This is a genomic window from Azomonas agilis, from assembly GCF_007830255.1.
Taxonomy (GTDB): domain Bacteria; phylum Pseudomonadota; class Gammaproteobacteria; order Pseudomonadales; family Pseudomonadaceae; genus Azomonas; species Azomonas agilis.
The window spans coordinates 18,586-42,171 of the sequence record NZ_VLKG01000008.1 but is presented as its reverse complement, the minus strand read 5'-3'; the positions used below and the strand labels follow the sequence as shown (position 1 = coordinate 42,171).

Genomic DNA, 23,586 nt, shown 5'->3' with positions numbered 1-23,586 from the left:
GGTTAAAAAGCCCGGATTAAACCCTATTGCATGCAAAATTAAGATCAGAACCTGCTAGTATCTTCCCAATGAGAAAGAGCAATTGGCGCGATCTTACCTGGGCAGGCGTTTTGGCGTTTGTCTGTACTGGCGTTGACGCAGCGGAACTGGAAGTCCATCTCAGTCCAACGAACCGGGATGTTCGGCAAAATGTCGTAAACCATATCGGAACCTTGGGCGATCAGGACGTTGAGCAGTTACAGCGTTATGCGCGGATTGCCCGTGCCCAAGCAGAACAAGCGCTACAGGCTCTGGGCTATTACAAAAGCCAGATTGAAGTCGATGCCCAAGAAGGCCAACCACCACGCCTAGTCCTCAATATCCAAACTGGGCCGCCTGTACGTTTGCGACAGGTTCAGGTACGGGTTGAGGGGGAAGCCGCCCAGCTTAAGGATTTCCAAGGTCTGGGGGAGGATCTTAAGTCAGGCAAAATCCTCAATCATGCTCAGTATGAGGAGGTTAAGCAGCACATTTTAACCCGGGCCTCACAGCTAGGCTTTTTCAAGGGGCATTTTACCCGCCAGCAACTCTTGATTGATCCCGAAGCCGAAGCCGCCGATGTATTTTTGATTTACAACAGCGGCCCCCGTTATCGCTTGGGTGCCGTCAGTTTTGAAGGTAATCCTCCCGTTTCCACCCGTTTACTACAACGCCTTGTGCCCTTCCAAACCGGGGCTCCCTACGACTCAGAACAGATTGTGGCGCTCAACCAAGCTCTACAATCTAGCAACTATTTCAGCAGCGTGCGCGTCGATACCGATCCAGATCAAGCCGACAGCCAACAGCAGATTCCAGTTAAGGTTTTACTCAGTGCTCGCAAGCCACGCAGCCTTGGTTTAGGTCTTGGCTTCTCCACCGACGTGGGGCCGCGTTTACGTTTTGATTGGTCGCGTTATTGGAGTAACCCCGAAGGCCACCGCTATGGAGCGGAGGCGGAGCTGTCCGCTCCTCGGCAAAATGTGGGCTTCTGGTATGAAGTGCCACGCGCCCCACCGCTCACCAGCAAACTGCGCTATGCGGGGGGCTATCAATACGAAGAAATTGCCGGTACCGACAGCCGCAGTAGTCTCTTAACCCTAGGCCCAGAATGGCACCAACAGTTTGAAAGCGGCTGGCAGCGCGTATTGTCCCTAAAATGGCAACAAGAAGAGTACCGATTGGGCAATGACTCCGGCGAAAGCACCTTATTTATGCCGGGAATTGCCCTCAATTATAAGAAGAGCAATCACCCCATTGATCCTAGCCACGGCTACCGCTTGGAGTTCAAGCTAACGGCTGCTAAAGATGGCTTTTTATCGGATATGGATTTACTGCACGGTGAATTCTTATTTAAAGGTCTGACCACAGTCTGGGATCGACATCGCTTCTTAGGACGAGTGCAGGTAGGAGCGAACCTTACGGACGACTACCACAATGTCCCACCCTCCCAGCGCTTTTTTGCCGGTGGTGACCAAAGCGTGCGCGGCTATGACTATCAAAAGCTCTCCCCCACTAACTCAGACGGTGACTATGTGGGTGGTCGCTATCTGGTAGCCGCCAGTGCTGAGTATCAGTACAGTATTGCTGATAAATGGCGCATCGCAGCCTTTGTGGATCAGGGTAATGCTTTTAATACCCCCAAGGAGCCCTCTCTTAACACCAGCGTTGGTTTTGGCCTGCGTTGGGTGTCCCCCGTAGGCCCGATTCGCGTAGACCTTGCCAATCCTTTAGACGGTGATGGTGGTGTCCGCTTCCACTTTTCCATGGGGCCGGAATTGTGATGTTAAAACTGTTTAAAGGCTTACTGAGGTTTATCTTCAGCTTATTACTGCTGCTTTGTGTTGCGCTAGGTGGATTGTTAGGAACCCAAAGCGGCAGCCGCTGGTTGCTGGAGCAAATTCCGGGCTTAGCAGTTGAGGAGTTTAGCGGCCAATTGGGTTATCAATGGCACGCGCGCCGAATCCTCTGGACTGACCCTCAAAATCAGGTGCGTTTGGAGCAGGTGCATTTTGCTTGGCAACCCAGTTGTCTGCTGTATTTAAGCCTCTGTTTAGAACGTATCAGCGCCGAGCAGCTACAGCTTAAGCTGGCTCCTAGTGAAACAGACAGCCCTGAGTCTGGGCCTTTAGTGCTGCCTGAATTACCCATGCCTTTGGGGTTACACATTGGTGAAATCCAGCTTGGCCAAGTCATCATGGATGAAGACACGCTAGCCCGCCATATTCAACTATCCGGCCAAGGGCATACCACACCAGGCTGGCCGATACAGCTTAAAGCAAGTGTTGAACTCCCTTTTCCCGAGGGTTCTGGATTAAGCGTACAGACGGAACTGGAGGGTACTTTACAGCACCAAATACGCATCAACCTAAGGACTCAAGGCTACCTCAACGCCCAGCTATCCGGCCATGTAGTGCCCTTAGATCCTGATCTACCCCTGAGCTTGAATCTAAATACCCAACCCTTTAAAGCCGATCCTAGCCTGCCTGATAGCTTAACGCTGTACGGCTTAACACTGACCGCCGCAGGTGATGGACAACAGGGTTATCAGCTCAATGGATCGGGGCGTTTAGGAACGGGGCAAAGTGTGCAACTCCTCTTAGAAGCCTTACTCAAACAGGAGAGTGTGGCGCTCAAACAATTAGCCCTCAACGCTGACAACAATCGCTATCTGCGCATTACCGGAGGGGCTAACTGGTCAGAGGCTCTTACTGCCAACACTGAATTAACTTGGCAGGATTTCCCGTGGCAAAACCTGTATCCCGCTGATACCCCTCCGGTCAGCTTAAAACGCCTAAATGCCAAACTGGGCTATCAGGATCGCAACCAAAGCTACCAAGGCCAGATTAGTGCCGACCTACAAGGCCCCGCCGGGCCTTTTAGCCTCAAGACTCCGGTACAAGGCTCTTTGACCGAAGTCAGCCTGCCCCAGTTAGAGCTGGTGGCTGGACAGGGGCGCATCAAAGGAGCGATTAAACTGGGCTGGGCGGAAAAAATCGCTTGGCTGGCCCAGCTAGAGTTATCCGCCTTAAACCCCTCGTACTGGGTGGCAGAATTACCGGGTACTTTAGGCGGTACGCTGAATACGCAGGGCGAACTGAAGCAAGATCAACTGCAAGGCAAAGCCCAGTTAGCTTTAAATGGCCGCTTGCGTAATGCGCCTACCAGTCTCCAGCTTAATGCTCAGGGGCAGAACAATCGCTGGATGGTGGATCAGCTAGACCTGCGCCTTGGGGATAACCGTATCCAAGGGCAAGGCCAGTATGCTGAACGCCTCAGTGCTCAGCTAAACCTGAGCCTCAATCGTCTAGCCCAACTCTGGCCTGGGTTACAAGGTCAGGCGCAGGGGCAACTGAATTTAGCAGGAACCCTGAATGATCCTCAGGGCAAGCTCAACCTGAAAGCCCAAGGCATTGCCTACCAAGGCCAACGCCTGCGCCAACTGGATCTTAAAGCGGAGGTCGCGGCCCAGCAGCGGGGCTCCATCGACCTCAGTGCCAAGGGCATCAATGCTGGGGGCACGGATGTAGGTCAGCTCAACCTCAACGGCTCCGGCAGTTTGGAGCGCCACCAAGTTTCCCTGAAACTGGATGGCCCTTTGGCCAAGGTCGCCTTGGCCTTATCGGGAGGGCTTAAAGGCAGCGACTGGCGCGGTCAACTCAGCAGCGCTCAGATCAAAGGTTATGGCCAAGACTGGACACTCAACCAAGCGGCCAAAATCGACTATGTAGCCCAACGCTTAACCCTTGGAGCCCATTGCTGGCGGTTCAAAGACGCTAGTTTATGCGCCGATAATCAGCGTCTTACCCCCAATACTCAGGTGCGCTACCAGTTGCAAAACTTCCCGCTGGATACTTTGGCTCGCTGGATGCCCGATAATCTGGCTTGGCAAGGACGACTGAACGCCAAAGTGAATCTGGATCTCCCCACCTCTGGCCCCACCGGTCAAATTCAGGTGGATGCTAATGAAGGTCGCCTGCGCTGGCGTGAGGGAAAAATCTGGCATGACATCGCCTATCAATCCATCCACCTCGAAGGCCGACTCACCCCACGACAGGCTGAAATACTGGCCGATATTCAGGCCGGCCCCCTAGGTCAGTTAAATCTACAGGCTCAGATTGATCCGCGTAAAACCAGCAAACCCATTGTGGGCTCCTTCAGCCTGCAAAAACTTAACTTAGGGGTGGCTAAGGCCTTTATTCCACAAATAGATCAGTTAGAAGGCCAACTCAATGGCAGTGGCCGCATTACAGGTACCCTAGACAAACCCAACATCAGCGGCCAACTGGTGCTCAGTGAGGGTAAAGTCAGCGGCAGTCAATTGCCTACCACCTTGGAGCAAATCCGCATCCAAGCCGATATTGCCGGGGATCAGATGCAGATCAACGGCGGCTGGCGCAGTGGACGTGAGGGTAAAGGCTCCCTCAAAGGCCGCGTCGCGTGGGCACCACAACCTGAAGTAGAACTGCTACTGGATGCGCAACAATTACCCATCACCGTCGCACCCTATGCCCAGCTTTCCGCCTCTTCCAACTTACGCATCAGCTTGCTGGATAATCTACTCAGCGTTAAAGGCAATGTGCGGATTCCCAAGGGCAAAATTCAGGTACGCGAACTACCGCCCTCCACCGTCAGCGTCTCTTCAGATGCGGTGATTGTGGGCCAAGAACCGGCAGCAACCTCCCCAGCCCCTAAGATGAACATGGATATTCTGGTTGAAGTGGGACAAGAGCGCGTCAGCTTCAGCGGCTTTGGGCTGCAAGCCAATCTAGCGGGCCACATGCAAATTGGGGATAACCTAGACACCCGTGGCGAACTGCAACTCAAGGATGGCCGCTACAAAGCCTATGGTCAAAACCTAAGCATCCGCCGGGCTCGAATCCTGTTTACCGGCCCGCTGGCGGAGCCTTTCTTGGATATTGAAGCCGTGCGTCGCATTGAAGCCGATGATGTAACCGCAGGACTGCGCATCAGTGGCAGCACCCGTCAGCCCAGAGTAGAAATCTTCAGTGAACCCAGCATGAACCAATCCCAAGCCCTGTCCTATCTAGTGATGGGACACGCCCAAGGAGCTGATACCGGAGACAGCAATATATTAGCTCGGGCCGCAGTATCGCTGGGGGTTTCAGGTACCGCCGCTTTGACGGGAGATATCGCCGAGAAACTGGGCATCCAAGACTTCCAGCTAGACACCGAAGGCTCAGGCACCAGCACCAACGTGGTGGCCAGTGGGCGTTTGAACGATCGCTTATCAGTGCGCTATGGCGTAGGGGTGTTTGAGCAAGGAACCACGTTAGCGCTACGTTACCAATTGACTAAACAGTTGTTTTTGGAAGCGGCCAGTGGGCTGTCTAGCTCCTTGGATGTGTTTTATCGCAAAGATTTTTAGATCGGATTCAACTTCGATTCAACAACGCCCGAATCCCTGCTAAAGCCTCATTACCGCGTGCGCTTTTTACTTCAGCGGGGGCTTCCTCCTGACCTTCCCATTGCAGGTGCTCTTGGGGCAACTCGTCGATAAAACGGCTGTGACTGCAATCAAATACCTCACCGTACTGCTTACGTTTGGCGGCAAAGGTGAGCGTTAGTTGGTGACGGGCACGGGTGATACCCACATAGGCCAAGCGTCGCTCCTCCTCCACGCAATCGGTTTCGATGCTGGAACGGTGGGGCAGAATCTCTTCCTCCATACCCATGATGTAGACACTGGGAAACTCCAAGCCCTTGGACGCATGCAGGGTCATGAGTTGCACCCCCTCCGCGCCGTCCTGTTCTTCCTGTTGGCGCTCCAACATATCCCGCAGTACCAACTTGGCGATGGCCTGCTCAATGGTCATGCCGCCTTCTTCGTCCTTTTCCAAGGTGTTCTTTAACGCCTCAATCAGAAACCAGACGTTGCTCATACGAAAGGCGGCGGCTTTTTCGCTGGAACTGTTTTGTGTCACCCAGTTTTCATAGTCGATATCCAGCACCATATCGCGTAGGGCTTCGATGGGATCGTCTTGCGCACACTGATAACGCACCCGCTCCATTAAATGCCGGAAGCGTTGCAGGCGCTCGATAAAACGGCTGTCCAGATGAGTCGATAAGCCCAGCTCACCGCAGGCCGCATACAGGGAAATCTGCCGAGTCTGTGCATACTGGCTGAGTTTTTCCAGCGTACTGGAGCCAATTTCCCGCCTCGGCACGTTAATGATGCGCAAAAAAGCGTTGTCATCGTCAGGATTAACCAGTAGGCGGAAGTAGGACATCAAATCCTTAACCTCTTGGCGGGCAAAAAAGCTGGTGCCGCCCGACAGTCGATAGGGAATTTGATGGTGTTGCAGTTTCAACTCCAACAGCTTGGCCTGATGGTTGCCACGATAGAGGATGGCTACTTCGTTATAAGGCCGTCCGGTGCGCAAGTGTTGGGTGAGGATTTCCAGCGCAATGCGCTCACATTCGGCCTCCTCGTTACGGCAGCGGATCACCCGAATCGGATCGCCGTGGCCCATGTCGCTCCAGAGTTGCTTTTCAAATACATGGGGATTATTGGCAATAAGCTGGTTAGCACATTGGAGAATGCGGCTGGTGGAGCGGTAATTTTGCTCCAGCTTGACCACCTTGAGGGAAGGAAAGTCCTGTTGCAGTTGGATCAGATTTTCCGGCCTTGCCCCGCGCCATGCATAGATGGACTGGTCGTCATCACCCACTACAGTAAAGTGCGCCCGCCCTTGCACCAGCAATTTGACCAGCAAATATTGGCTGGCGTTGGTGTCCTGATATTCGTCCACCAATAAATAGCGCACCCGCTGTTGCCACTTTTCCAACACATCAGGATGGGTTTGAAACAGTTTTACTGGCTGCAAAATCAGGTCGTCAAAATCCACCGCGTTGTAGGCTTTGAGGGTGCGCTGGTATTGAAGGTAGACTGCTGCTGCCGTGCGCTCTTGCGGAGTACGGATTTGTTGCAATGCTTCTTCGGGCAGAATCAGGTCGTTTTTCCATTGGCCGATCTGCTGGATGATCGCCTCAACACTGTCATCTCCGGCGTATTCCTTGTGCAGAATATCCGACACCAGTGCCTTGACATCACCTTCGTCAAAAATGGAAAAGCCCGCTTTGTAACCCAAGCGCGCATGCTCTTTGCGGATGATGGTCAACCCTAGATTGTGGAAGGTGGAGACGGTCAATCCCTTAGCCTCCACCCCCTTAACCAAGGTAGCCACCCGCTCGCGCATTTCCCGCGCCGCTTTATTGGTAAAGGTTACAGCGACGATATTCTGGGCACGGATACCGCAGTGCTGAATCAGATAGGCAATCTTGCGAGTGATGACGCTGGTTTTGCCAGAGCCCGCACCGGCCAACACCAATAAAGGGCCGCTGATGTAGTGTACGGCTTCCTGCTGTCTGGGGTTGAGTCGGGACATGGCACTGCTCAAAACACGCACGTTCGATTAAAAAAGCAGGGCGAACAGAACCACAACTCACCCCACCGCTATTAGGCGCTTAAAGCCGCCTGCTGAGCTTCAAACAACTGGTTTAAGCCTTGCTGGGCTAGACTCAACATGGCGTTAAACTCATCCTGATGGAAGGGTGCGCCTTCTGCGGTACCCTGAACCTCAATAAAGCCTCCAGCATCGGTCATCACCACATTGAGGTCGGTTTCAGCGCTGGAGTCTTCCAGATAGTCCAAATCCAATACGGGAACGCCCTGATAAATCCCCACGGAGACGGCTGCCACCATTTGTTTTATCGGATCTTGTTTAAGCGCGCCGCGTTGCTTCATCACCGCCAAGGCATCTACTAAAGCGACCATGGCGCCGGTGATGGATGCAGTACGGGTTCCGCCATCGGCTTGGATTACGTCGCAGTCGATGTACAGGGTATTTTCACCCAGTTTGCTCAAATCCAAGGCCGCCCGTAAGGAGCGCCCTATCAGACGTTGAATTTCTAAGGTACGCCCGCCTTGCTTGCCTTTGCTGGCTTCACGTGGGTTGCGCGTACCGGTAGAGCGCGGCAGCATGCCGTATTCAGCCGTCAACCAGCCCTGTCCTTGGCCTTTCAAAAAGCGGGGAACTCCAGCTTCTACGCTCACGGTGCAAATCACTTTGGTATCGCCAAACTCCACTAACACCGAACCCTCAGCGTGTTTGGTGTAATGGCGGGTAATACGGATCGGGCGTAATTGCTCGGCAGCACGCTCGCTGGGACGCTTCATGGCAAGAACCTTATTTTTGAAGGGAAACTCAAGCAGCGCGCACATAGGGAATGGGGCGCGCCAGAAACCGAGTATATAAACTTTGCGGGCTTCTGGCTGCTGTGCAAGCGATCAAGATTGTTGCCGCAACTGCTGATAGGCTTCCTGCAAAGCGGCAAAGGGAAACTGCTCCAAACGCCGACGCTGTAGATAACTCTGAAGATGGGCGAAGTTACGCCGAATCTGCCAGCGATCTAGTGGAAACAGCCGAAAGCGCATATCCAAAAAATCAATCAGTCCAAATTCAACCCTTGGCCCCGGTAACAGCAGAATATTACCCAGATGCAGGGAGCGAAAATAAATGCCTTTGCGGTGTAGCGCTAAAATGTAGCGCGCTAAATCGGGAATCAGCGCATTGAGCTGTTCTGGCTCGGTGCGATACATCTGCTCTAGGGTTTTGCCCTGCAATGGCTCATACAAGCAAGCGCTAACAACCTGTGCCCGATCCAACCAAAAACAGTCTGTGACCTTAGGGGTGTGCAATCCCAAGCGGTGCAGCCGTTGAGCATTGCGGACAAAACGTCGCGCCTCTGGAGATAACCAAGCCAGCCAGCGCGATCGACGACTGCGAAAAACCTTGAGATAGCCCGCCTCTGGCAGTCTTAGCACCTTAACGCCGTGGCTATCTTGCTCTAGTACCTCGCCCTGTGCCAACCAACCCTGAAATTCGTTCGCTGTTACACTTCGCATCCGCATCCTCAACAATCTTTGGATCTGCCTATTCAACAGGCACACCCAAGTGATTGATCCGTACATTAAAGACCGACTAACAACAGCCGCCTCGCGGTATCACTAGCCTTGGGAGAGTCGTTTCGCCATGTCCCATACCACAGCACAGCCCTTACACATCGCTTTTGCTGTCGATGAGCACTATGTGCAACCTATGGGAGTCAATATTGCCTCGATTTTGGCTCACAACCCCGACTTGGATATGATATTCCATGTCTTTTGCATAGAGTTATCGACTGATCATCAAGATCGTTTACAACACTTGGCTCAGCAGTCTGGAAAAACCATTCACATCCACCCGCTACCGTCTTTGCCTGCACTGACCGAGCCTGAGCATTCCGGGCACTATTCCCAAGCCATCCATCTGCGCTTATCCATTCCTCAAGCCTTGGCCCCCATCACCGACCGTGTCTTGTATTTAGACGCTGATATGCTGTGCTTGGGGGAGATTTCCAAACTAGCCCAGCTCGATTTAAGTGAGGTTACGGTTGCTGCCGTGCGGGACTTTAATGCCTTAAGTATGCGTACCCGTTTATCCTACCAACACTGCACCCTGCGCGATTATTTCAACGCCGGTCTGTTGCTGATCAACATTCCGCGCTGGCTCGAACAGCGTGTTTCAGAACGCACCCTCGATAAAATGCTCAATCCGACACTCAAGCTTAAATACCGCGATCAAGATGCTTTGAACCTGGTATTGGATGCACAGGTACGGGTTTTGGACAGCGTTTGGAATCATCAATGTTCCCTAACGCGCAGCCTGAGAAAAGCTCAATTGGAGTTAGATGCTCCCGCTGATACCCGCTTTATCCACTTTATCGGCCCACTAAAACCTTGGCGCAGTTGGAACCCCCATGCTTCCCGCGCTTTATTTGTGCAGTATCAGTCTCAGTCGCCTTGGGCTGGTTTAGATTTAGACGATCATTTCAGCGAGCGGGAGCGCTACGTCTATACCCGCTTTATGTACCGGACGTTATTCCGTCAACGCCGCTATCTACAAGGGATGCGCTGGTATTTACGCTTTAGGGCACTCAAAGCTAAAGCCGCCTAATCATCCCAATATCTTGGGCCAAGGCCTGCGTTCAATCAGCTAAGGCCCATCCTTGAAGTATTTTCGCTGTTACAATCCGCCACTATTTCCTCACAGGTTACATGAGAACGCCCATGCCTCGTTCTACTCGGCCCTCTAGCTTTGAGGTGTACTGGCGGCTGTTGATGTACGTCAGGCCTTACTGGTGGGCTTTTGCCGTCAGTATCTTCGGTTTTTTACTCTTCGCTTCGGGTCAGCCTATGTTGGCTGAGATGCTTAAGTACTTCTTAGACGGGCTTCAAAACCCTGAAGAGTCCCGCGTACTCGGCATTCCACTCGCCTATGGTGTACCCGTATTTATCGTATTGATCGCCGCGTATCAAGGCGTGGGTTCCTTTTTAGGTAACTACTATCTGGCTTGGGTTTCTCGGGGCGTAGTCCACGATTTGCGCTGCGCCCTGTTCGACAACCTTCTGACGCTGCCCAACCGCTACTACGACAACCACAACTCAGGGCACTTGATTTCCCGTATTACCTTTAACGTCACTATGGTCACGGGAGCCTCAACCGATGCCATCAAGGTGGTGATCCGCGAAGGGCTAACGGTGGTGTTCCTGTTTGGTTATCTGATGATCAGCAATTGGAAACTCACCTTGGTGATGTTGGCCATTTTGCCGGTGATTGGGTTGATGGTGCGCTCAGCCAGCCGCAAATTCCGCAAGCAAAGCAAAAAGATCCAAGATGCGATGGGGGATGTCACCCACATTGCCTCGGAGAGCATTCAGGGCTATCGGGTGGTGCGCAGCTTCGGCGGTGAAGCCTATGAGCGTCAGCGCTTTTACAACGCCAGCATGGATAACATGCAGCGCAGCATGAACATGACCCGTACCCAAGCCATCTACACTCCGACCCTGCAACTGGTGATCTACACCGGCATGGCGGCGCTGATGTACATGGTGTTAAACCTGCGCGGCGATGCCACCCCCGGCGAGCTGATTGCCTATATTACCGCCGCCGCCTTGCTACCTAAGCCGATCCGACAACTGTCTGAAGTCAGCTCGACTATCCAAAAAGGCTTGGCGGCCGCAGACAGCATTTTCGCCCAACTGGACGAGCCGCCTGAGCGCGACCAAGGCATCCTTGAGCGCGACCAAGTCAGCGGGCGGCTGGAGGTGCAAAACCTAAGCTTTGTGTATCCCGGTACTGATCGCCAAGTCCTACACAACATCAGCTTCAGCGTGAAACCGGGGCAGATGGTAGCGCTGGTAGGACGCTCTGGCAGTGGTAAATCTACGCTGGCCAACCTAGTACCGCGCTTTTACCAACACGATAACGGCTCGATTCTGCTGGATGGCATCCCCATTGAGGACTATCGGCTACACAACCTGCGCCGTCATATCGCCTTGGTCACTCAGCACGTCACCCTGTTCAACGACAGCATCAGCAATAACATTGCTTACGGTGATTTAGCCGGTGCGCCTATGGACTCTATCCGCCGCGCTGCTCAGGCTGCTTATGCCGATGAATTTATCGAGCAGCTCCCCGACCGTTACCACACTTTGGTGGGGGAAAACGGAGTCATGCTGTCCGGCGGACAGCGCCAGCGCCTTGCTATTGCCCGTGCCTTGCTCAAAGATGCGCCGGTTCTGATTCTGGACGAGGCTACTTCGGCACTGGATACTGAATCGGAACGCCACATCCAAGCCGCCTTGGATCGGGTGATGAAGGGCCGTACCACCTTGGTGATTGCCCACCGTTTGAGTACGATTGAGAAAGCCGACCTGATTTTAGTCATGGATCAAGGGCATATTGTGGAGCGCGGCACCCACAACGAGCTTTTAGAGTTGAACGGCTACTACGCCCGTTTACACGCCCGGCAATTTAAGGATAGCGACGAGCACGAGGGAGATAGCTGATGCTGAGATGGTTACGCCCTTGGCGCGAACAGGGTTGGACGGTGATAGAGGCCAAGGATTACCGTCTGGCTTGGCAAGAGTTCGGCGGTAGTCTGATCACTCACCCGGATGTAGTAGAGCGACTGGCTGATTTAGCCGGTATCCCAGTGCGTTATCTAGGTTGGTATCAGAATGAGCAGCTCGTCGCGGCCATGCCCTGCTGGGGGCGCTATCTGGCTTTGTCCAAAGAAATGCTCAAACACTCGGGCCAAAAACGCCTATTCGATCTGGGCAACGCTGAAGTCATTCTGCCTATTGCAGCGGACGCTTGCGTACCGATTCGCCAAAGCCTGCGCTACGTTTCCGAACTCAATCAGGGGCAAATCCTAGGTCTTAAACCACAGCCTGAACAACTAGCCCTCGCTCGCCCCCACGAAGACTACAGCGGACGCTACCGCTATAACCTGCGCCGCGACTTGCGTCTGATTAAAGAGGCAGGAGGCTATCTTGGCCCTATCACCGAGCTATCACCGACAGATCGAGCCAGCATCTATGCCGATTTGTTCCAAAAACGCTGGAATTTTGAAGTACCAGCCAAAGCTCATCTCGCCGAGGTATTTAGTCTACTGAATGAGTTTATGACCGGCTCGGTGGTGTACTTGAGCAACGGGCAACCCTTGGCCATCCAAGTGCTGTATCGTGCCGAGTCGCCGCGCTGGGTGTCAGTGGAGTACATCAACGGCGGCGTAGACCCTGAGCATCAGGTTTTAGCGGCGGGCAGTGTGCTTACCTTCGTCAATACGCAGGATGCTTGGGCCGATGCTAAGGGCAAAGGTAAGGAATTACGCTACTCTTTTGGCCGTGCGGATCGGGAATATAAGGATATGTGGTGTCACCGTAAGCCCGTGTATCAGGTGTAGTCATGCTCAACCGCAAGCAATGCCTATTAAAACGCCACCGCCAGCAAAAACGCTGGGGACTGGGGCTGTTTGCACTCCTAACACTGGCGTCGGCAGGCGTGAGTCTATGGCTGCCCCCTGTGTTGCTGCTGTTGGGTTGGATTGCTCATGAGGCTTGGTTAGCAGATCATCTGTTCTACAGTCCAAAGTCTGACTATCAGTACCGCTTCCCGGAAAGCACACCTCAGTTTCAGGTGCGCTGTATTGAAGGGGTATTACAGGTAGAAGGCGATTGGCCTAACGCCGATACCCTGATCCTAAGCTGGTCAATAAATAGCAGCTTTTGGGGTTGGCTGCGTGATCCTCAAGTTTGGTTGGGTGAGGATCGACAGGATTTTGAGCGGGGCGCTCGGGGCGTTCGCTACCTCAACCTATCTGGCCAGCAGCAAGCATTGCGCGAAGGACGGCTGAAGTTAAGCGGGCGCTTTTGCAGTTTGGCTGATACGGGAACGCTCTATACCTTCCAAAATCCTGACTACACCCAACAGCGCCTACTGATTATTGCACCTCACGCAGACGATGCCGAATTAGCTGCTTTTGGCCTCTATAGTCGAGCTAAGGACGTGCATATCCTGACCCTAACTCAGGGCGAAATCGAGGCTAAAAAGTATCAGAGGCTTGGCTTGGATACTGCGCAGGCTGCCCAACTCAAAGGCCGCCTACGCACTTGGGACAGTTTAGCTATACCGCTGTGGGGTGGCGTACCGCAACAGCGCTGCCTGCAACTGGGCTATTACTGCCTGCGCCTGCCTGCCATGTTGGCCGAGCCGGATAAGGTCTTTGGTTCCTTGGAGTCAGGAGCGCAGGATACAAGCCTCGCACGTCGGTACAACGCCTACAGACTCCCCGGAGATACCGGCCAACCCACCGGCCATCATCTGCTGGCAGACCTGAAAGCGATTTTGGAGCAACTACGCCCGCAGGTTGTCATCACTCCTCACCCAGAGCTTGACCCCCACACCGACCATATCGCGGCGACCCACGCATTGCTGCAAGCAATGGAGTCTCTGGAATATCCTCCGTGGACGCTGTTGCTGTACGCCAATCACCTGCACGATAACGACCGCTGGCCCATGGGCCCAGCCGATGGCGGCATAGCGCTGCCCCCAAGCCTTGAGCCACTGCCCGCTGATGGGCTTTGGAGCCCTGTGCTAGATCCTCAAACCCGACATGACAAAGCCCAAGCCCTCGCCATGCAGCATGACTTGCAGGGCAAAGTTTCTTTAAAGCACCAAGTCCGACGCTGGATTCAAGCCGTACTGACAGGCCGACGCTGGCCTATTACGGGAGAGAATGAATTCTTCCGTAAAGCCGTGCGTCGCCACGAAGTGTTTTGGGTGCGCAGCCTATCACCACCTCAGGCGCACAAGCTTTGAAGTGGTTACAGGCATCTCTCATAATACTGGTGTTATGATCGACCGATCCGATCCTTGGCGGAGCCTTCATGAAGCTGTCCATGCCCCGTTTTGAACAAGCCCCCGTTCTGGTGGTAGGCGATGTTATGCTGGATCGTTACTGGCATGGCGCGACCTCGCGCATTTCTCCTGAAGCCCCGGTTCCGGTGGTTAAAGTAGAGCAAATCGAAGATCGTCCTGGTGGAGCAGCTAACGTAGCCCTCAACATTGCGGCGCTGGGTGCTTCGGCCTGCTTAATTGGCGTTACCGGTCAAGACGAAGCCGCCGATCAACTGCGCGAGCGTTTGCAAGCCGCTGGGGTACAGGTACATTTCCAAGCCTTAGCCGATCAGCCGACTATTCTCAAACTGCGGGTATTGAGCCGACATCAGCAACTGCTGCGAATGGACTTTGAGCAGCCCTTCCATACCGATGGCGCTGCCCTTGCTGCGGAAGTGGAACGGCTCATCGGTCAGGTTCGCGTTTTAGTGCTTTCTGATTATGGAAAAGGTAGCTTACAAAATCATCAGCAACTGATTGCCCTAGCGCGCCAGCAGGGAATCCCCGTCTTAGCCGACCCCAAAGGTAAAAACTTCGATATCTATCGCGGGGCTACCCTAATCACTCCAAACCTTGGGGAATTTGAGGCTGTTGTGGGCTCCTGTACCGATGAGTCTGAATTAGTACATAAAGGACTGGAACTCATCCAGCACTTGGAGCTTGAAGCGCTACTGATCACTCGTGGCGAACAAGGCATGACCCTACTGCGGTCTGAGTGTCCCCCACTCCACCTACCGGCCCGTGCCCGGGAAGTCTTTGATGTCACCGGTGCTGGAGATACGGTGATCTCTACCCTAGCGGCTGCTCTAGCTGCTGGGGAAGCGCTGCCTAGTGCCGTGGGTTTAGCTAACCTCGCCGCTGGCATTGTGGTGGGAAAGCTCGGCACGGCCGCTATTAGTGCCCCTGAACTGCGCCGCGCCATCCAACGCGAACAAGGTTGTGAGCGCGGCGTAATGACCCTTGAACATCTGCTCAGTGCCCTTGAGGATGCCCGTAGCCAAGGGGAGCGTATCGTGTTCACCAATGGCTGCTTTGATATCCTGCACCCAGGGCATGTGGCTTATTTGGAACAAGCCCGTGCCTTGGGTGATCGCCTGATTGTAGCTGTCAATGACGATGCCTCTGTGAGCCGCCTTAAAGGAGCCGGTCGTCCCATAAACACGGTAGATCGACGAATGGCGGTACTCGCAGGACTGGGTGCAGTGGACTGGGTTGTGTGCTTTAGTGAAGATACACCTGAGCGGTTACTCGGACACATTAGACCCGAGATACTGGTCAAAGGGGGGGATTACGGCATCAATCAAGTCGTAGGAGCCGATCTGGTTAAAAACTACGGCGGTGATGTCCGTGTATTGGGACTGGTAGAAAACAGCTCCACAACGGCCATAGTCAACAAAATCAGAAACCCGTGATACGGATGGGATAGGAGAAAGGATGGGGATCACCGTTGTTACACTCAGAGCGACTACACACACGGCCTGTATCCGACAGATACTTTCAGCAGGCAGTTGGCTAGGGACTTAAAGCAACAACTGCAAACTTTAAACACATTGATGCCTATAAAGATTATCTGTTGGTTTTAATACCGACAAATCGGTTCATCAAAAACAAAAGCCCAATCCGCATAGCGTTCAGCAACCGCTGGCACAAGCGGCTTTACCTTGTTGGAAATACAAAATGATTGGAATCAAAAGTATCGCCAGCTACATTCCGGCCGGTCGGATCGACAACATCGCTCAGGCTGCCTCTTTTGAACGAGACGAGGACTTTATCCTTGCCAAAATTGGTACCAAAACGCTTTCACTTAAGGATGAACAGGAAGAAACTTCAGACTTAGTGGCTGCTGCGGTACGTAATCTACTGGCTAAAAATCCAGCCCTGAAACTGGATGCGATTGATGCTTTGGTCGTAGTTACGCAAAACGGCGATGCCGAGGCTTTACCCCATACCTCCGCCATTGCTCAACATAAAATTGGCCTACCCACCAACGTAGCCTGCTTTGATGTTTCTTTAGGCTGCTCAGGTTTTGTGTACAGCCTCTATGTGCTTAAAGGCTTTATGGAGGCCACGGGCCTTAAGAACGGCATCTTAGTCACAGCCGACCCTTACTCCAAAATCATGGACCGCACGGACTACTCCACCTCCTTACTATTTGGTGATGCAGCCGCAGCCATTTGGTTAGGCGAAGACCCCGTATGGACACTCGGCCCTGCTCGTTTTGGTACAGACGGTGGTGGTGCCGAGCACCTGATAGTTAAAGACGGCTTTTTCCATATGAATGGCCGCCAAGTGCTTAACTTTGCCAACGCCAACATAGTGCCTCAGATGCAGGATGTTTTGGAGTTAGCCCATCTCAGCCTTGATGAAGTGGATGCCATTTTACTGCACCAAGGTAGCGCAGCCATCGTGGATTTGCTGACCAAAAAGCTCACTGGCAACGAACATAAGGTCATTCGTGATCTCTTGGGCATTGGCAATACCGTGTCGTCCACCATTCCGTTGTTGATGGAGCGCTATGCATTCGACTCCAACTGGCGACACCTTGTCATCAGCGGTTTTGGTGTTGGTCTGTCTTGGGGCTCCGCGGTACTGCTTCGCCAACCTTCGTGATCCTGCGCCCTTATCTCCTGATCTATAGCCTAGATCAGGAGAGGCTAGGGTTCTGTACTTGCAGCACCTTGTTCCCCCTCTTCCCTCGTTTTGCCACAATAGCATCCTCCTCTATTTTCTGGCCCAAGGCCGTCCTCTACCCTCCATGATCCGACTCCAACATCTTATTTTGCACCGTGGCCCCCAGCGCCTACTCGATAACGCCGACTTGAACCTACACGCAGGGCAAAAGGTCGGTTTGATTGGCGCCAATGGCGCGGGAAAATCCAGTTTATTTGCCCTACTCCGGGGTGAACTAGGAGCCGATGGCGGAGACTGCTACCTGCCTGCCGATTGGCGCATCGCCCACATGAAGCAGGAAGTGGATCAGTTAGAACGGCGGGCAGTGGACTATGTACTGGACGGTGACTTGCATCTACGCCAAGTCCAGCACGCACTGACGCAGGCCGAGCAAGCAACCCACCCCAACGGTGAACAAATTGCGCGTCTGCATCTGGAGTTAGAGCAGGCCGAAGGCTACACCGCGGATGCCCGTGCCCGTAAATTGTTGGCTGGATTGGGCTTTAACAGCAACCAAATGGAACAATCAGTAGGAGACTTTTCCGGCGGTTGGCGGATGCGCCTGAATCTGGCGCAGGCTTTAATGTGCCCTTCGGATTTGCTGCTGTTGGACGAACCCACCAACCACTTGGATTTAGACGCTATTTTGTGGTTGGAAAGCTGGCTCACCAGCTATCCCGGTACCCTGCTATTGATTTCCCACGACCGCGACTTTTTGGATGCCGTCGTCGATCACATCGTACACCTTGATCAGTGCCAGCTAAGCCTCTATCGCGGTGGCTATTCGGCCTTCGAGCGCACCCGCGCCGAACGATTAGCCCAGCAGCAGCAAGCCTATGAAAAGCAACAAGCCCAGCGCGCCCATATGGAGGACTTCGTTCGCCGTTTTAAAGCCAAGGCCACCAAAGCCCGCCAAGCCCAGAGCCGCATTAAAGCCTTAGAACGGCTGGAAGAGCTGGCCCCAGCCCATGTGGATTCGCCGTTTAACTTCAGCTTTCGGGAAGCGGATAAAATCTCTAGCCCTTTGCTTAGTCTCAGTGAGGCTCAGTTGGGCTACGGCGATAAAGTCATTCTGAGTAAAGTGAAACTGCAACTGCAACCCGGAGCGCGCATCGGCTTACTGGGGCCCAATGGAGCGGGTAAATCTACCCTGATTAAAACCCTAGCCGACGAACTTCAGCCCATCGCCGGCCATTTAACACGCGGGGAAAACCTCGCCATCGGCTACTTTGCCCAACATCAGTTGGATGCCCTTGATCCTAAAGCCAGCCCCTTGTTACACCTGCAACGCTTAGCTCCCAGTGAACGCGAACAAAGCCTGCGCGATTTCCTCGGTGGTTTTGATTTTCGCGGTAAGCGCTGTGATGAGCCGGTCGGTAATTTTTCCGGTGGCGAAAAAGCGCGCCTCGCCCTTGCCCTCATCGCTTGGGAAAAGCCCAATCTGCTGCTGTTGGACGAACCCACCAACCACCTTGATCTGGAAATGCGCCTCGCCCTCACCCTCGCCCTGCAAGACTTTGAAGGCGCGGTGTTGGTGGTTTCCCACGATCGGCATCTGCTCAAAAGCACCACTGATGCCTTCTTGCTGGTTGCCGAAGGTCGAATACAGGACTTTGATGGCGATTTAGAGGATTATGCCCGCTGGCTGGTGGAATATCGTGCTCAACAGCAACAACCCATCCGTTCAGACAATAGTGATAGCTCCGCCGACAAAGCCGATAAAAAAGGCCAGCGCCAAGCCGCTGCCGCCCTACGCCAACAGTTGGCTCCCTACCGCAAACAAGCCGATAAGCTGGAAAAGGATCTGTCTAAAGTACAGAACCAACTCACTGAGTTAGAACAAAAACTGGCCGATAACAGCCTGTACGACAACAGCCGTAAAGAGGAACTGAAACAGCTTTTAGCCCAGCAAGCTCAACTAAAAACTCAGGAATCGGAGTTAGAAGAGGCGTGGTTAGAAATCATGGAGCAGTTGGAGCAAATGCAGGCAGATTGATCCCAGAGGGCCTATCCTTACGGCCCTCTGAGCACCCTCTGTTAAGCTTTATTGGTAATCAAGGTACCCACGCCGGTATCGGTGAAGATTTCCAGCAGCACCGCATTGGGCACCCGACCGTCAATAATGTGGGCGCTGGTCACGCCGCCCTGTACCGCTTCTAAAGCACAGCGAATCTTGGGCAACATACCGCCGTAGATGGTGCCATCCGCAATCAGAGCATCCACCTGCGCCGTGGACAGGCCGGTCAGCACTTTACCTTCCTTATCCATCAAACCAGCAATGTTGGTCAGCAGCATTAGTTTTTCGGCTTTAATGGCTTCAGCCACTTTACCGGCTACTAAATCGGCGTTGATGTTGTAGGACTCACCGTCCGGGCCCACGCCGATGGGCGCAATCACCGGGATAAAGTTGCCGCGCACCAGCATGTCTAGCAACTCAGTATTGACGCTAGCAACTTCGCCCACCTGACCGATGTCGATGATCTCAGGCTGGGTCATTTCTGGCGTTTGGCGGGTGACTTGCAGCTTACGCGCACGAATCAAGCGCGCATCTTTGCCCGTCAGGCCAATGGCTTGGCCACCGTGCTGGTTGATCAGGTTCACGATGTCCTTGTTCACCTGACCGCCGAGCACCATTTCCACCACGTCCATAGTCTGACCGTCGGTGACGCGCATACCATCCACAAAGCGGCTTTCGATGTTCAGGCGCTTGAGCAGGTCGCCGATTTGCGGCCCGCCACCATGAACCACCACCGGGTTAATACCCACCGCTTTCATCAGCACGATGTCGCGGGCAAAGCCGGTTTTCAGCTCGTCGCTCTCCATGGCGTTGCCGCCGTATTTGATGACGAGAGTTTTACCGACAAAGCGGTTGATGTAGGGCAGTGCCTCAGAAAGAACTTGGGCAAAGCGGCTGGCAGCGTCGTGGCTGAGGGTCATGCTGGGCTCCGCAAATCAGAACGGCAGGTTAAGGTCAGGGGCAACACTGAGAATTTGGGCACGGAAAACATCCTGAATACGGCGGATTTCTTCCTGAGTCTGGCCTTCAAAACGCAGCACCAGTACCGGCGTAGTGTTGGAGGCACGCACCAATCCCCAACCGTTGGGGTAATCCACACGCACGCCATCCAAGGTAGTCAAATTGGCATCCGCACCCCATTGGGCGGTACGTTGCAGCGCGTCAATGATGCTGAATTTGCTCTCTTCCGTCACCTTGATGTTGATTTCTGGGGTGGACAGATCGGTGGGGAAGTCGCTGAACACTTCTTCAGCGGTACGCGGATCTTTACTCAGGATTTCCAACAGACGCACCGCACTGTACAAACCATCATCAAAACCGTACCAGCGCTCTTTGAAGAATACGTGACCGCTCATTTCACCGGCCAACAGCGCGCCGGATTCCTTCATTTTTTTCTTGATCAAGGAGTGGCCGGTTTTCCACATTAAGGGACGACCGCCGTAGTCTTTGATTAGCGGAATCAGGCGGCGGGTGCATTTCACGTCAAAGATGACTTCCGCGCCGGGATTGCGCGACACCACATCCTTGGCGTAGGCCATCAACAGGCGGTCGGGGAAAATCACTTGGCCTTTATTGGTCACTACACCCACGCGGTCGCCATCGCCGTCAAAAGCCAAGCCTAAATCGGCTTGATGCGCTTCTACTGCCGCAATCAGATCTTGCAGGTTTTCCAAGTGGCCGGGATCGGGATGGTGGTTGGGGAAGTTGCCGTCCACTTCGCAGAACAGCGGGATTACTGTGCAACCCAGAGATTCAATCAGTTGTGGTGCAATGACACCGGCTACGCCGTTACCACAGTCCACCACCACCTTCAGCGGGCGCTCAATCTTGAGGTCGCTTTGGATACGCTCTACATAGCGACCCAGCAGTTCATGCTGCTCTACACGGCCTTGGCCGCTGGCCAGATCGTTATTTTCGATCCGCAGACGTAAAGACTGGATTTGCTCGTTGGCCAGGGTATCGCCCGCCACCACGATTTTAAAGCCGTTGTAGTTGGGTGGGTTATGGCTACCGGTGAGCATCACACCGGACTTACCTTGCAGCACATTAGCCGCAAAATAGAGCACCGGCGTAGGAACCATGCCCACGTCGTGTACGGTGCAGCCGCAATCCACCAAACCTTGAATCAGGTGTTTGACCAGCTCAGGGCCAGACAAACGCCCGTCGCGACCTACGCACACATGGGGTTCACCTTTGGCCAGACTTTCAGAGCCGACGGCACGGCCTACCCAATAGGCGGTTTCAGGGGTTAGGGTATCGCCCACCACGCCCCGAATATCGTAAGCGCGGAAAATACTGGCAGGAAGTTTGGGGGCTGTGGCGCTCATTGCGAATTAGGCTCCTAGGGCCGCACCTAGACGGGCGGCTATTATGGTTATTTACTCAAATTTAGGGTGTTTAGTGACGACCAGAATGACCAAAACCACCGGTACCACGCTCAGAGTCACTAAAGTTATCAACTAACTCAAAACGGGCCTGAACTACGGGCACCAGCATCAGTTGGGCAATACGCTCGCCGACCTTAATGGTGAAACTGTCTTGCCCACGATTCCAACAGGACACCATCAGCTCACCTTGATAATCGGAGTCGATTAGACCCACAAGGTTCCCCAATACAATGCCGTGCTTATGGCCCAAGCCGGAACGGGGCAGTACCAAAGCCGCTAAACCAGGATCAGCAATATGGATAGCCAAGCCGGTAGGGATTAACAAGGTTTGCCCCGGCTCCAACACGGCATCGGCGTGCAGCATGGCGCGCAGATCCAATCCAGCAGAACCCTCTGTGGCATAAGCCGGTAAGGGGAAGTCGCGACCAAGGCGTGGATCAAGAATTTTAGCTTGCAAGCTGTGCATAAATAATGAAGCTCTATATGTGCAAATGGTGATAGCGCGCCGCAATAAAAGCAATCAATTGGCGAGCAATCAATCCTTTACTGGCTTGACTAAAGCGGGTGCTGTGCTGCTGAGGATCAATCACTGTGACCGAGTTGTCTTCGCTATTAAAACCAATGCTGGGGTCAGCTACATCGTTAGCCACAATGAGGTCGAGGTTTTTGTCCAATAGCTTGCGAGTGGCGTAGGCGATTAGGTTTTGGGTTTCAGCGGCAAAACCCACGCAAAACGGGCGATCGGGTCGCGCCGATAGGGTAGCTAAAATATCCGGGTTGCGTACCAGTTGTAGTACTAGCCCGTCTTCAGTTCCGGGGTTCTTTTTCAGCTTATGCGGGGCAATGGCTTCGGGTCGATAGTCGGCTACGGCAGCGGCAGCAATCAGCAGGTCACAGGGCATGGCGGCTTCGCAAGCGGCTAGCATGTCGCAAGCGCTGAGCACATCAACTCGGGTTACTCGATCTGGAGTGGGTAAATGGACAGGGCCACAGACCAGCGTGACGCGCGCTCCTACCTCAGCCGCTGCCTCAGCTAGGGCAAAGCCCATTTTGCCGGAGCTGTGATTGCTGATGTAGCGCACAGGGTCAATGGCCTCTTGGGTCGGCCCTGCGGTAATCAATATGTGACGACCACTGAGTAATCCGGTTTGAAAACAACCCGCAGCGGCTGATACTAGAGCATCGGGCTCTAGCATCCGTCCCGGCCCCACATCACCACAGGCTTGCTGACCGGAAGCAGGGCCAAAGAAATGCAGACCCCGTTGCTGTAAAACCTGCACATTGGATTGAGTCGCCGGATTCGCCCACATCGCTTGGTTCATTGCAGGAGCCACCGCTACGCTGGCCTTGGTGGCTAACACCAGCGTGGTCAGCAAATCATCTGCCATACCTTGGGCGATACGCGCCAGCAAGTCGGCGGTGGCCGGTGCGATTAAGACTAAATCCGCCCAGCGAGCTAATTCGATATGCCCCATCGCTGCCTCAGCCGCTGGGTCTAATAAACTGGTATGTACCGGATGGCCCGACAGCGCTTGTAAGGTCAGGGGGGTAATAAATTCTTGGGCGGCATGCGTCATCACTACGCGCACCTCTGCGCCCTGATCGCGCAGGCGCCGTACTAACTCAGCCGTTTTGTAAGCAGCAATTCCCCCACCAATCCCTAAAAGAATGCGTTTTCGATACAAACACTGCATAGATGAGAGGGCCTTTTATCCTAGAGAGCCGTTACTTACCCACAAAACCTGATGCCTGCGTAGGCCAACTTAAGATAGCACAGGGTGACTTTAGGATCAGCGCCACCCAAACTCGGAAAATCGCCACAATTCGAGTTTTGGGTGATCTACACCTCATTAGTCTCACTTAAAAACAATGCCTGCACCATCGCATGGGTATGCCAACATGGTTTTTAGCGTGGCCCAACCTACATCCAATCTTGTCGAATACAGGTGGAAACCGACCACTCTCGACTCACGCATGCTTTGCAAACTAAGTTTGCTCAGACAGTGCCTGACAAGGCTCAAGGGCAAGCCATCTATCTGCCGAAAGCGCAGCGTGCTGGTCTTAAACTCGAACACAGAGCCTTGCCACATCTTGGTAAAAACACGGCACATCCTCCATAATCAGCGAGGTAAATAAGAGCGCTCGGAAAGAGCAGCTCGATACATGGATTAATAAGCATAGGAAGGCAAGC

Annotated in this window: 15 protein-coding genes and 1 pseudogene; 9 read left to right on the top strand and 7 right to left on the bottom strand. The window is 53.7% G+C overall.

Annotation, left to right across the window (positions count from 1 at the left end):
* Positions 1-68: 68 nt before the first annotated feature.
* Together LX59_RS11070 and LX59_RS11065 are read left to right on the top strand one after the other, a co-directional pair.
* Positions 69-1,799 carry an autotransporter assembly complex protein TamA gene (locus LX59_RS11070; protein ID WP_144571932.1) on the top strand — a complete coding sequence of 577 codons (1,731 nt, stop codon included), beginning with the start codon at positions 69-71 and terminating at the stop codon, positions 1,797-1,799.
* Entirely contained in the window at positions 1,799-5,404 is a 3,606-nt protein-coding gene (locus LX59_RS11065) for a translocation/assembly module TamB domain-containing protein (RefSeq protein ID WP_144571931.1), read from the top strand. Before LX59_RS11070 ends, LX59_RS11065 begins: the two co-directional genes overlap by 1 nt.
* Positions 5,405-5,411: 7 nt before the next feature.
* Here the strand turns inward: LX59_RS11065 and rep are convergent, their stop codons facing one another.
* The 3 genes from rep to LX59_RS11050 form a co-directional block, all read right to left on the bottom strand.
* Positions 5,412-7,424, bottom strand: a complete 2,013-nt coding sequence (rep, locus tag LX59_RS11060) for a DNA helicase Rep (RefSeq protein ID WP_144571930.1) — start codon at positions 7,422-7,424, stop codon at positions 5,412-5,414.
* A gap of 71 nt (positions 7,425-7,495) precedes the next feature.
* Positions 7,496-8,215, bottom strand: coding sequence for a ribonuclease PH (gene rph / locus LX59_RS11055; RefSeq protein WP_144571929.1), 720 nt, complete (start codon positions 8,213-8,215; stop codon positions 7,496-7,498).
* Between the two features lie 111 nt (positions 8,216-8,326).
* Positions 8,327-8,944: a lipopolysaccharide kinase InaA family protein gene (locus tag LX59_RS11050; RefSeq protein ID WP_144571928.1), complete on the bottom strand. Its 618-nt coding sequence runs from the start codon at positions 8,942-8,944 to the stop codon at positions 8,327-8,329.
* Between the two features lie 127 nt (positions 8,945-9,071).
* Between LX59_RS11050 and LX59_RS11045 the strand changes: the two genes are divergently transcribed.
* The 7 genes from LX59_RS11045 (at position 9,072) to LX59_RS11015 (ending at position 18,987) form a co-directional block, all read left to right on the top strand.
* On the top strand, positions 9,072-10,034 hold the full coding sequence (locus tag LX59_RS11045; RefSeq protein ID WP_144571927.1) for a glycosyltransferase family 8 protein: 963 nt from the start codon (positions 9,072-9,074) through the stop codon (positions 10,032-10,034).
* Between the two features lie 113 nt (positions 10,035-10,147).
* Complete coding sequence (gene msbA, locus LX59_RS11040) at positions 10,148-11,929, top strand: lipid A export permease/ATP-binding protein MsbA (RefSeq protein WP_144571926.1); 1,782 nt, start codon at positions 10,148-10,150, stop codon at positions 11,927-11,929.
* Positions 11,929-12,828 (top strand): GNAT family N-acetyltransferase, encoded by a 900-nt coding sequence (locus LX59_RS11035; protein ID WP_144571925.1) that lies wholly within the window; start codon positions 11,929-11,931, stop codon positions 12,826-12,828. The genes msbA and LX59_RS11035 overlap by 1 nt, the downstream gene beginning before the upstream one ends.
* Before the next feature lie 2 nt (positions 12,829-12,830).
* Positions 12,831-14,243, top strand: coding sequence for a PIG-L deacetylase family protein (locus tag LX59_RS11030; protein WP_144571924.1), 1,413 nt, complete (start codon positions 12,831-12,833; stop codon positions 14,241-14,243).
* Between the two features lie 68 nt (positions 14,244-14,311).
* Positions 14,312-15,733 (top strand): bifunctional D-glycero-beta-D-manno-heptose-7-phosphate kinase/D-glycero-beta-D-manno-heptose 1-phosphate adenylyltransferase HldE, encoded by a 1,422-nt coding sequence (gene hldE / locus LX59_RS11025; protein ID WP_144571923.1) that lies wholly within the window; start codon positions 14,312-14,314, stop codon positions 15,731-15,733.
* A gap of 265 nt (positions 15,734-15,998) precedes the next feature.
* Positions 15,999-16,931, top strand: coding sequence for a ketoacyl-ACP synthase III (locus LX59_RS11020; RefSeq protein WP_144571922.1), 933 nt, complete (start codon positions 15,999-16,001; stop codon positions 16,929-16,931).
* Between the two features lie 145 nt (positions 16,932-17,076).
* Positions 17,077-18,987 (top strand): ATP-binding cassette domain-containing protein, encoded by a 1,911-nt coding sequence (locus LX59_RS11015; protein WP_144571921.1) that lies wholly within the window; start codon positions 17,077-17,079, stop codon positions 18,985-18,987.
* A gap of 41 nt (positions 18,988-19,028) precedes the next feature.
* On the opposite strand, the gene argB is transcribed toward LX59_RS11015, so the two are convergent.
* The 4 genes and pseudogenes from argB to coaBC form a co-directional block, all read right to left on the bottom strand.
* Entirely contained in the window at positions 19,029-19,928 is a 900-nt protein-coding gene (gene argB, locus LX59_RS11010; protein WP_144571920.1) for an acetylglutamate kinase, read from the bottom strand.
* Positions 19,929-19,943: 15 nt separating this feature from the next.
* Positions 19,944-21,332 (bottom strand): annotated as a pseudogene (locus tag LX59_RS11005) (phosphomannomutase/phosphoglucomutase); the annotation flags it as partial.
* A 73-nt stretch (positions 21,333-21,405) separates the two neighbouring features.
* The gene (dut, locus tag LX59_RS11000; protein ID WP_144571918.1) at positions 21,406-21,861 is read right to left on the bottom strand and encodes a dUTP diphosphatase; all 456 of its coding nucleotides are present in this window, start codon (positions 21,859-21,861) and stop codon (positions 21,406-21,408) included.
* Between the two features lie 13 nt (positions 21,862-21,874).
* Positions 21,875-23,089, bottom strand: a complete 1,215-nt coding sequence (coaBC, locus tag LX59_RS10995; RefSeq protein WP_144571917.1) for a bifunctional phosphopantothenoylcysteine decarboxylase/phosphopantothenate--cysteine ligase CoaBC — start codon at positions 23,087-23,089, stop codon at positions 21,875-21,877.
* Positions 23,090-23,586 lie beyond the last annotated feature (497 nt).

Coding starts and splice junctions, on each gene's coding strand:
- rph (WP_144571929.1), bottom strand. CDS start 8,215: ATGAAGCGTCCCAGCGAGCGTGCTGCCGAGCAATTACGCCCGATCCGT.
- LX59_RS11050 (WP_144571928.1), bottom strand. CDS start 8,944: ATGCGAAGTGTAACAGCGAACGAATTTCAGGGTTGGTTGGCACAGGGC.
- LX59_RS11030 (WP_144571924.1), top strand. CDS start 12,831: ATGCTCAACCGCAAGCAATGCCTATTAAAACGCCACCGCCAGCAAAAA.
- LX59_RS11045 (WP_144571927.1), top strand. CDS start 9,072: ATGTCCCATACCACAGCACAGCCCTTACACATCGCTTTTGCTGTCGAT.
- dut (WP_144571918.1), bottom strand. CDS start 21,861: ATGCACAGCTTGCAAGCTAAAATTCTTGATCCACGCCTTGGTCGCGAC.
- coaBC (WP_144571917.1), bottom strand. CDS start 23,089: ATGCAGTGTTTGTATCGAAAACGCATTCTTTTAGGGATTGGTGGGGGA.
- msbA (WP_144571926.1), top strand. CDS start 10,148: ATGCCTCGTTCTACTCGGCCCTCTAGCTTTGAGGTGTACTGGCGGCTG.
- hldE (WP_144571923.1), top strand. CDS start 14,312: ATGAAGCTGTCCATGCCCCGTTTTGAACAAGCCCCCGTTCTGGTGGTA.
- rep (WP_144571930.1), bottom strand. CDS start 7,424: ATGTCCCGACTCAACCCCAGACAGCAGGAAGCCGTACACTACATCAGC.
- LX59_RS11065 (WP_144571931.1), top strand. CDS start 1,799: ATGTTAAAACTGTTTAAAGGCTTACTGAGGTTTATCTTCAGCTTATTA.
- LX59_RS11070 (WP_144571932.1), top strand. CDS start 69: ATGAGAAAGAGCAATTGGCGCGATCTTACCTGGGCAGGCGTTTTGGCG.
- LX59_RS11035 (WP_144571925.1), top strand. CDS start 11,929: ATGCTGAGATGGTTACGCCCTTGGCGCGAACAGGGTTGGACGGTGATA.
- LX59_RS11020 (WP_144571922.1), top strand. CDS start 15,999: ATGATTGGAATCAAAAGTATCGCCAGCTACATTCCGGCCGGTCGGATC.
- LX59_RS11015 (WP_144571921.1), top strand. CDS start 17,077: ATGATCCGACTCCAACATCTTATTTTGCACCGTGGCCCCCAGCGCCTA.
- argB (WP_144571920.1), bottom strand. CDS start 19,928: ATGACCCTCAGCCACGACGCTGCCAGCCGCTTTGCCCAAGTTCTTTCT.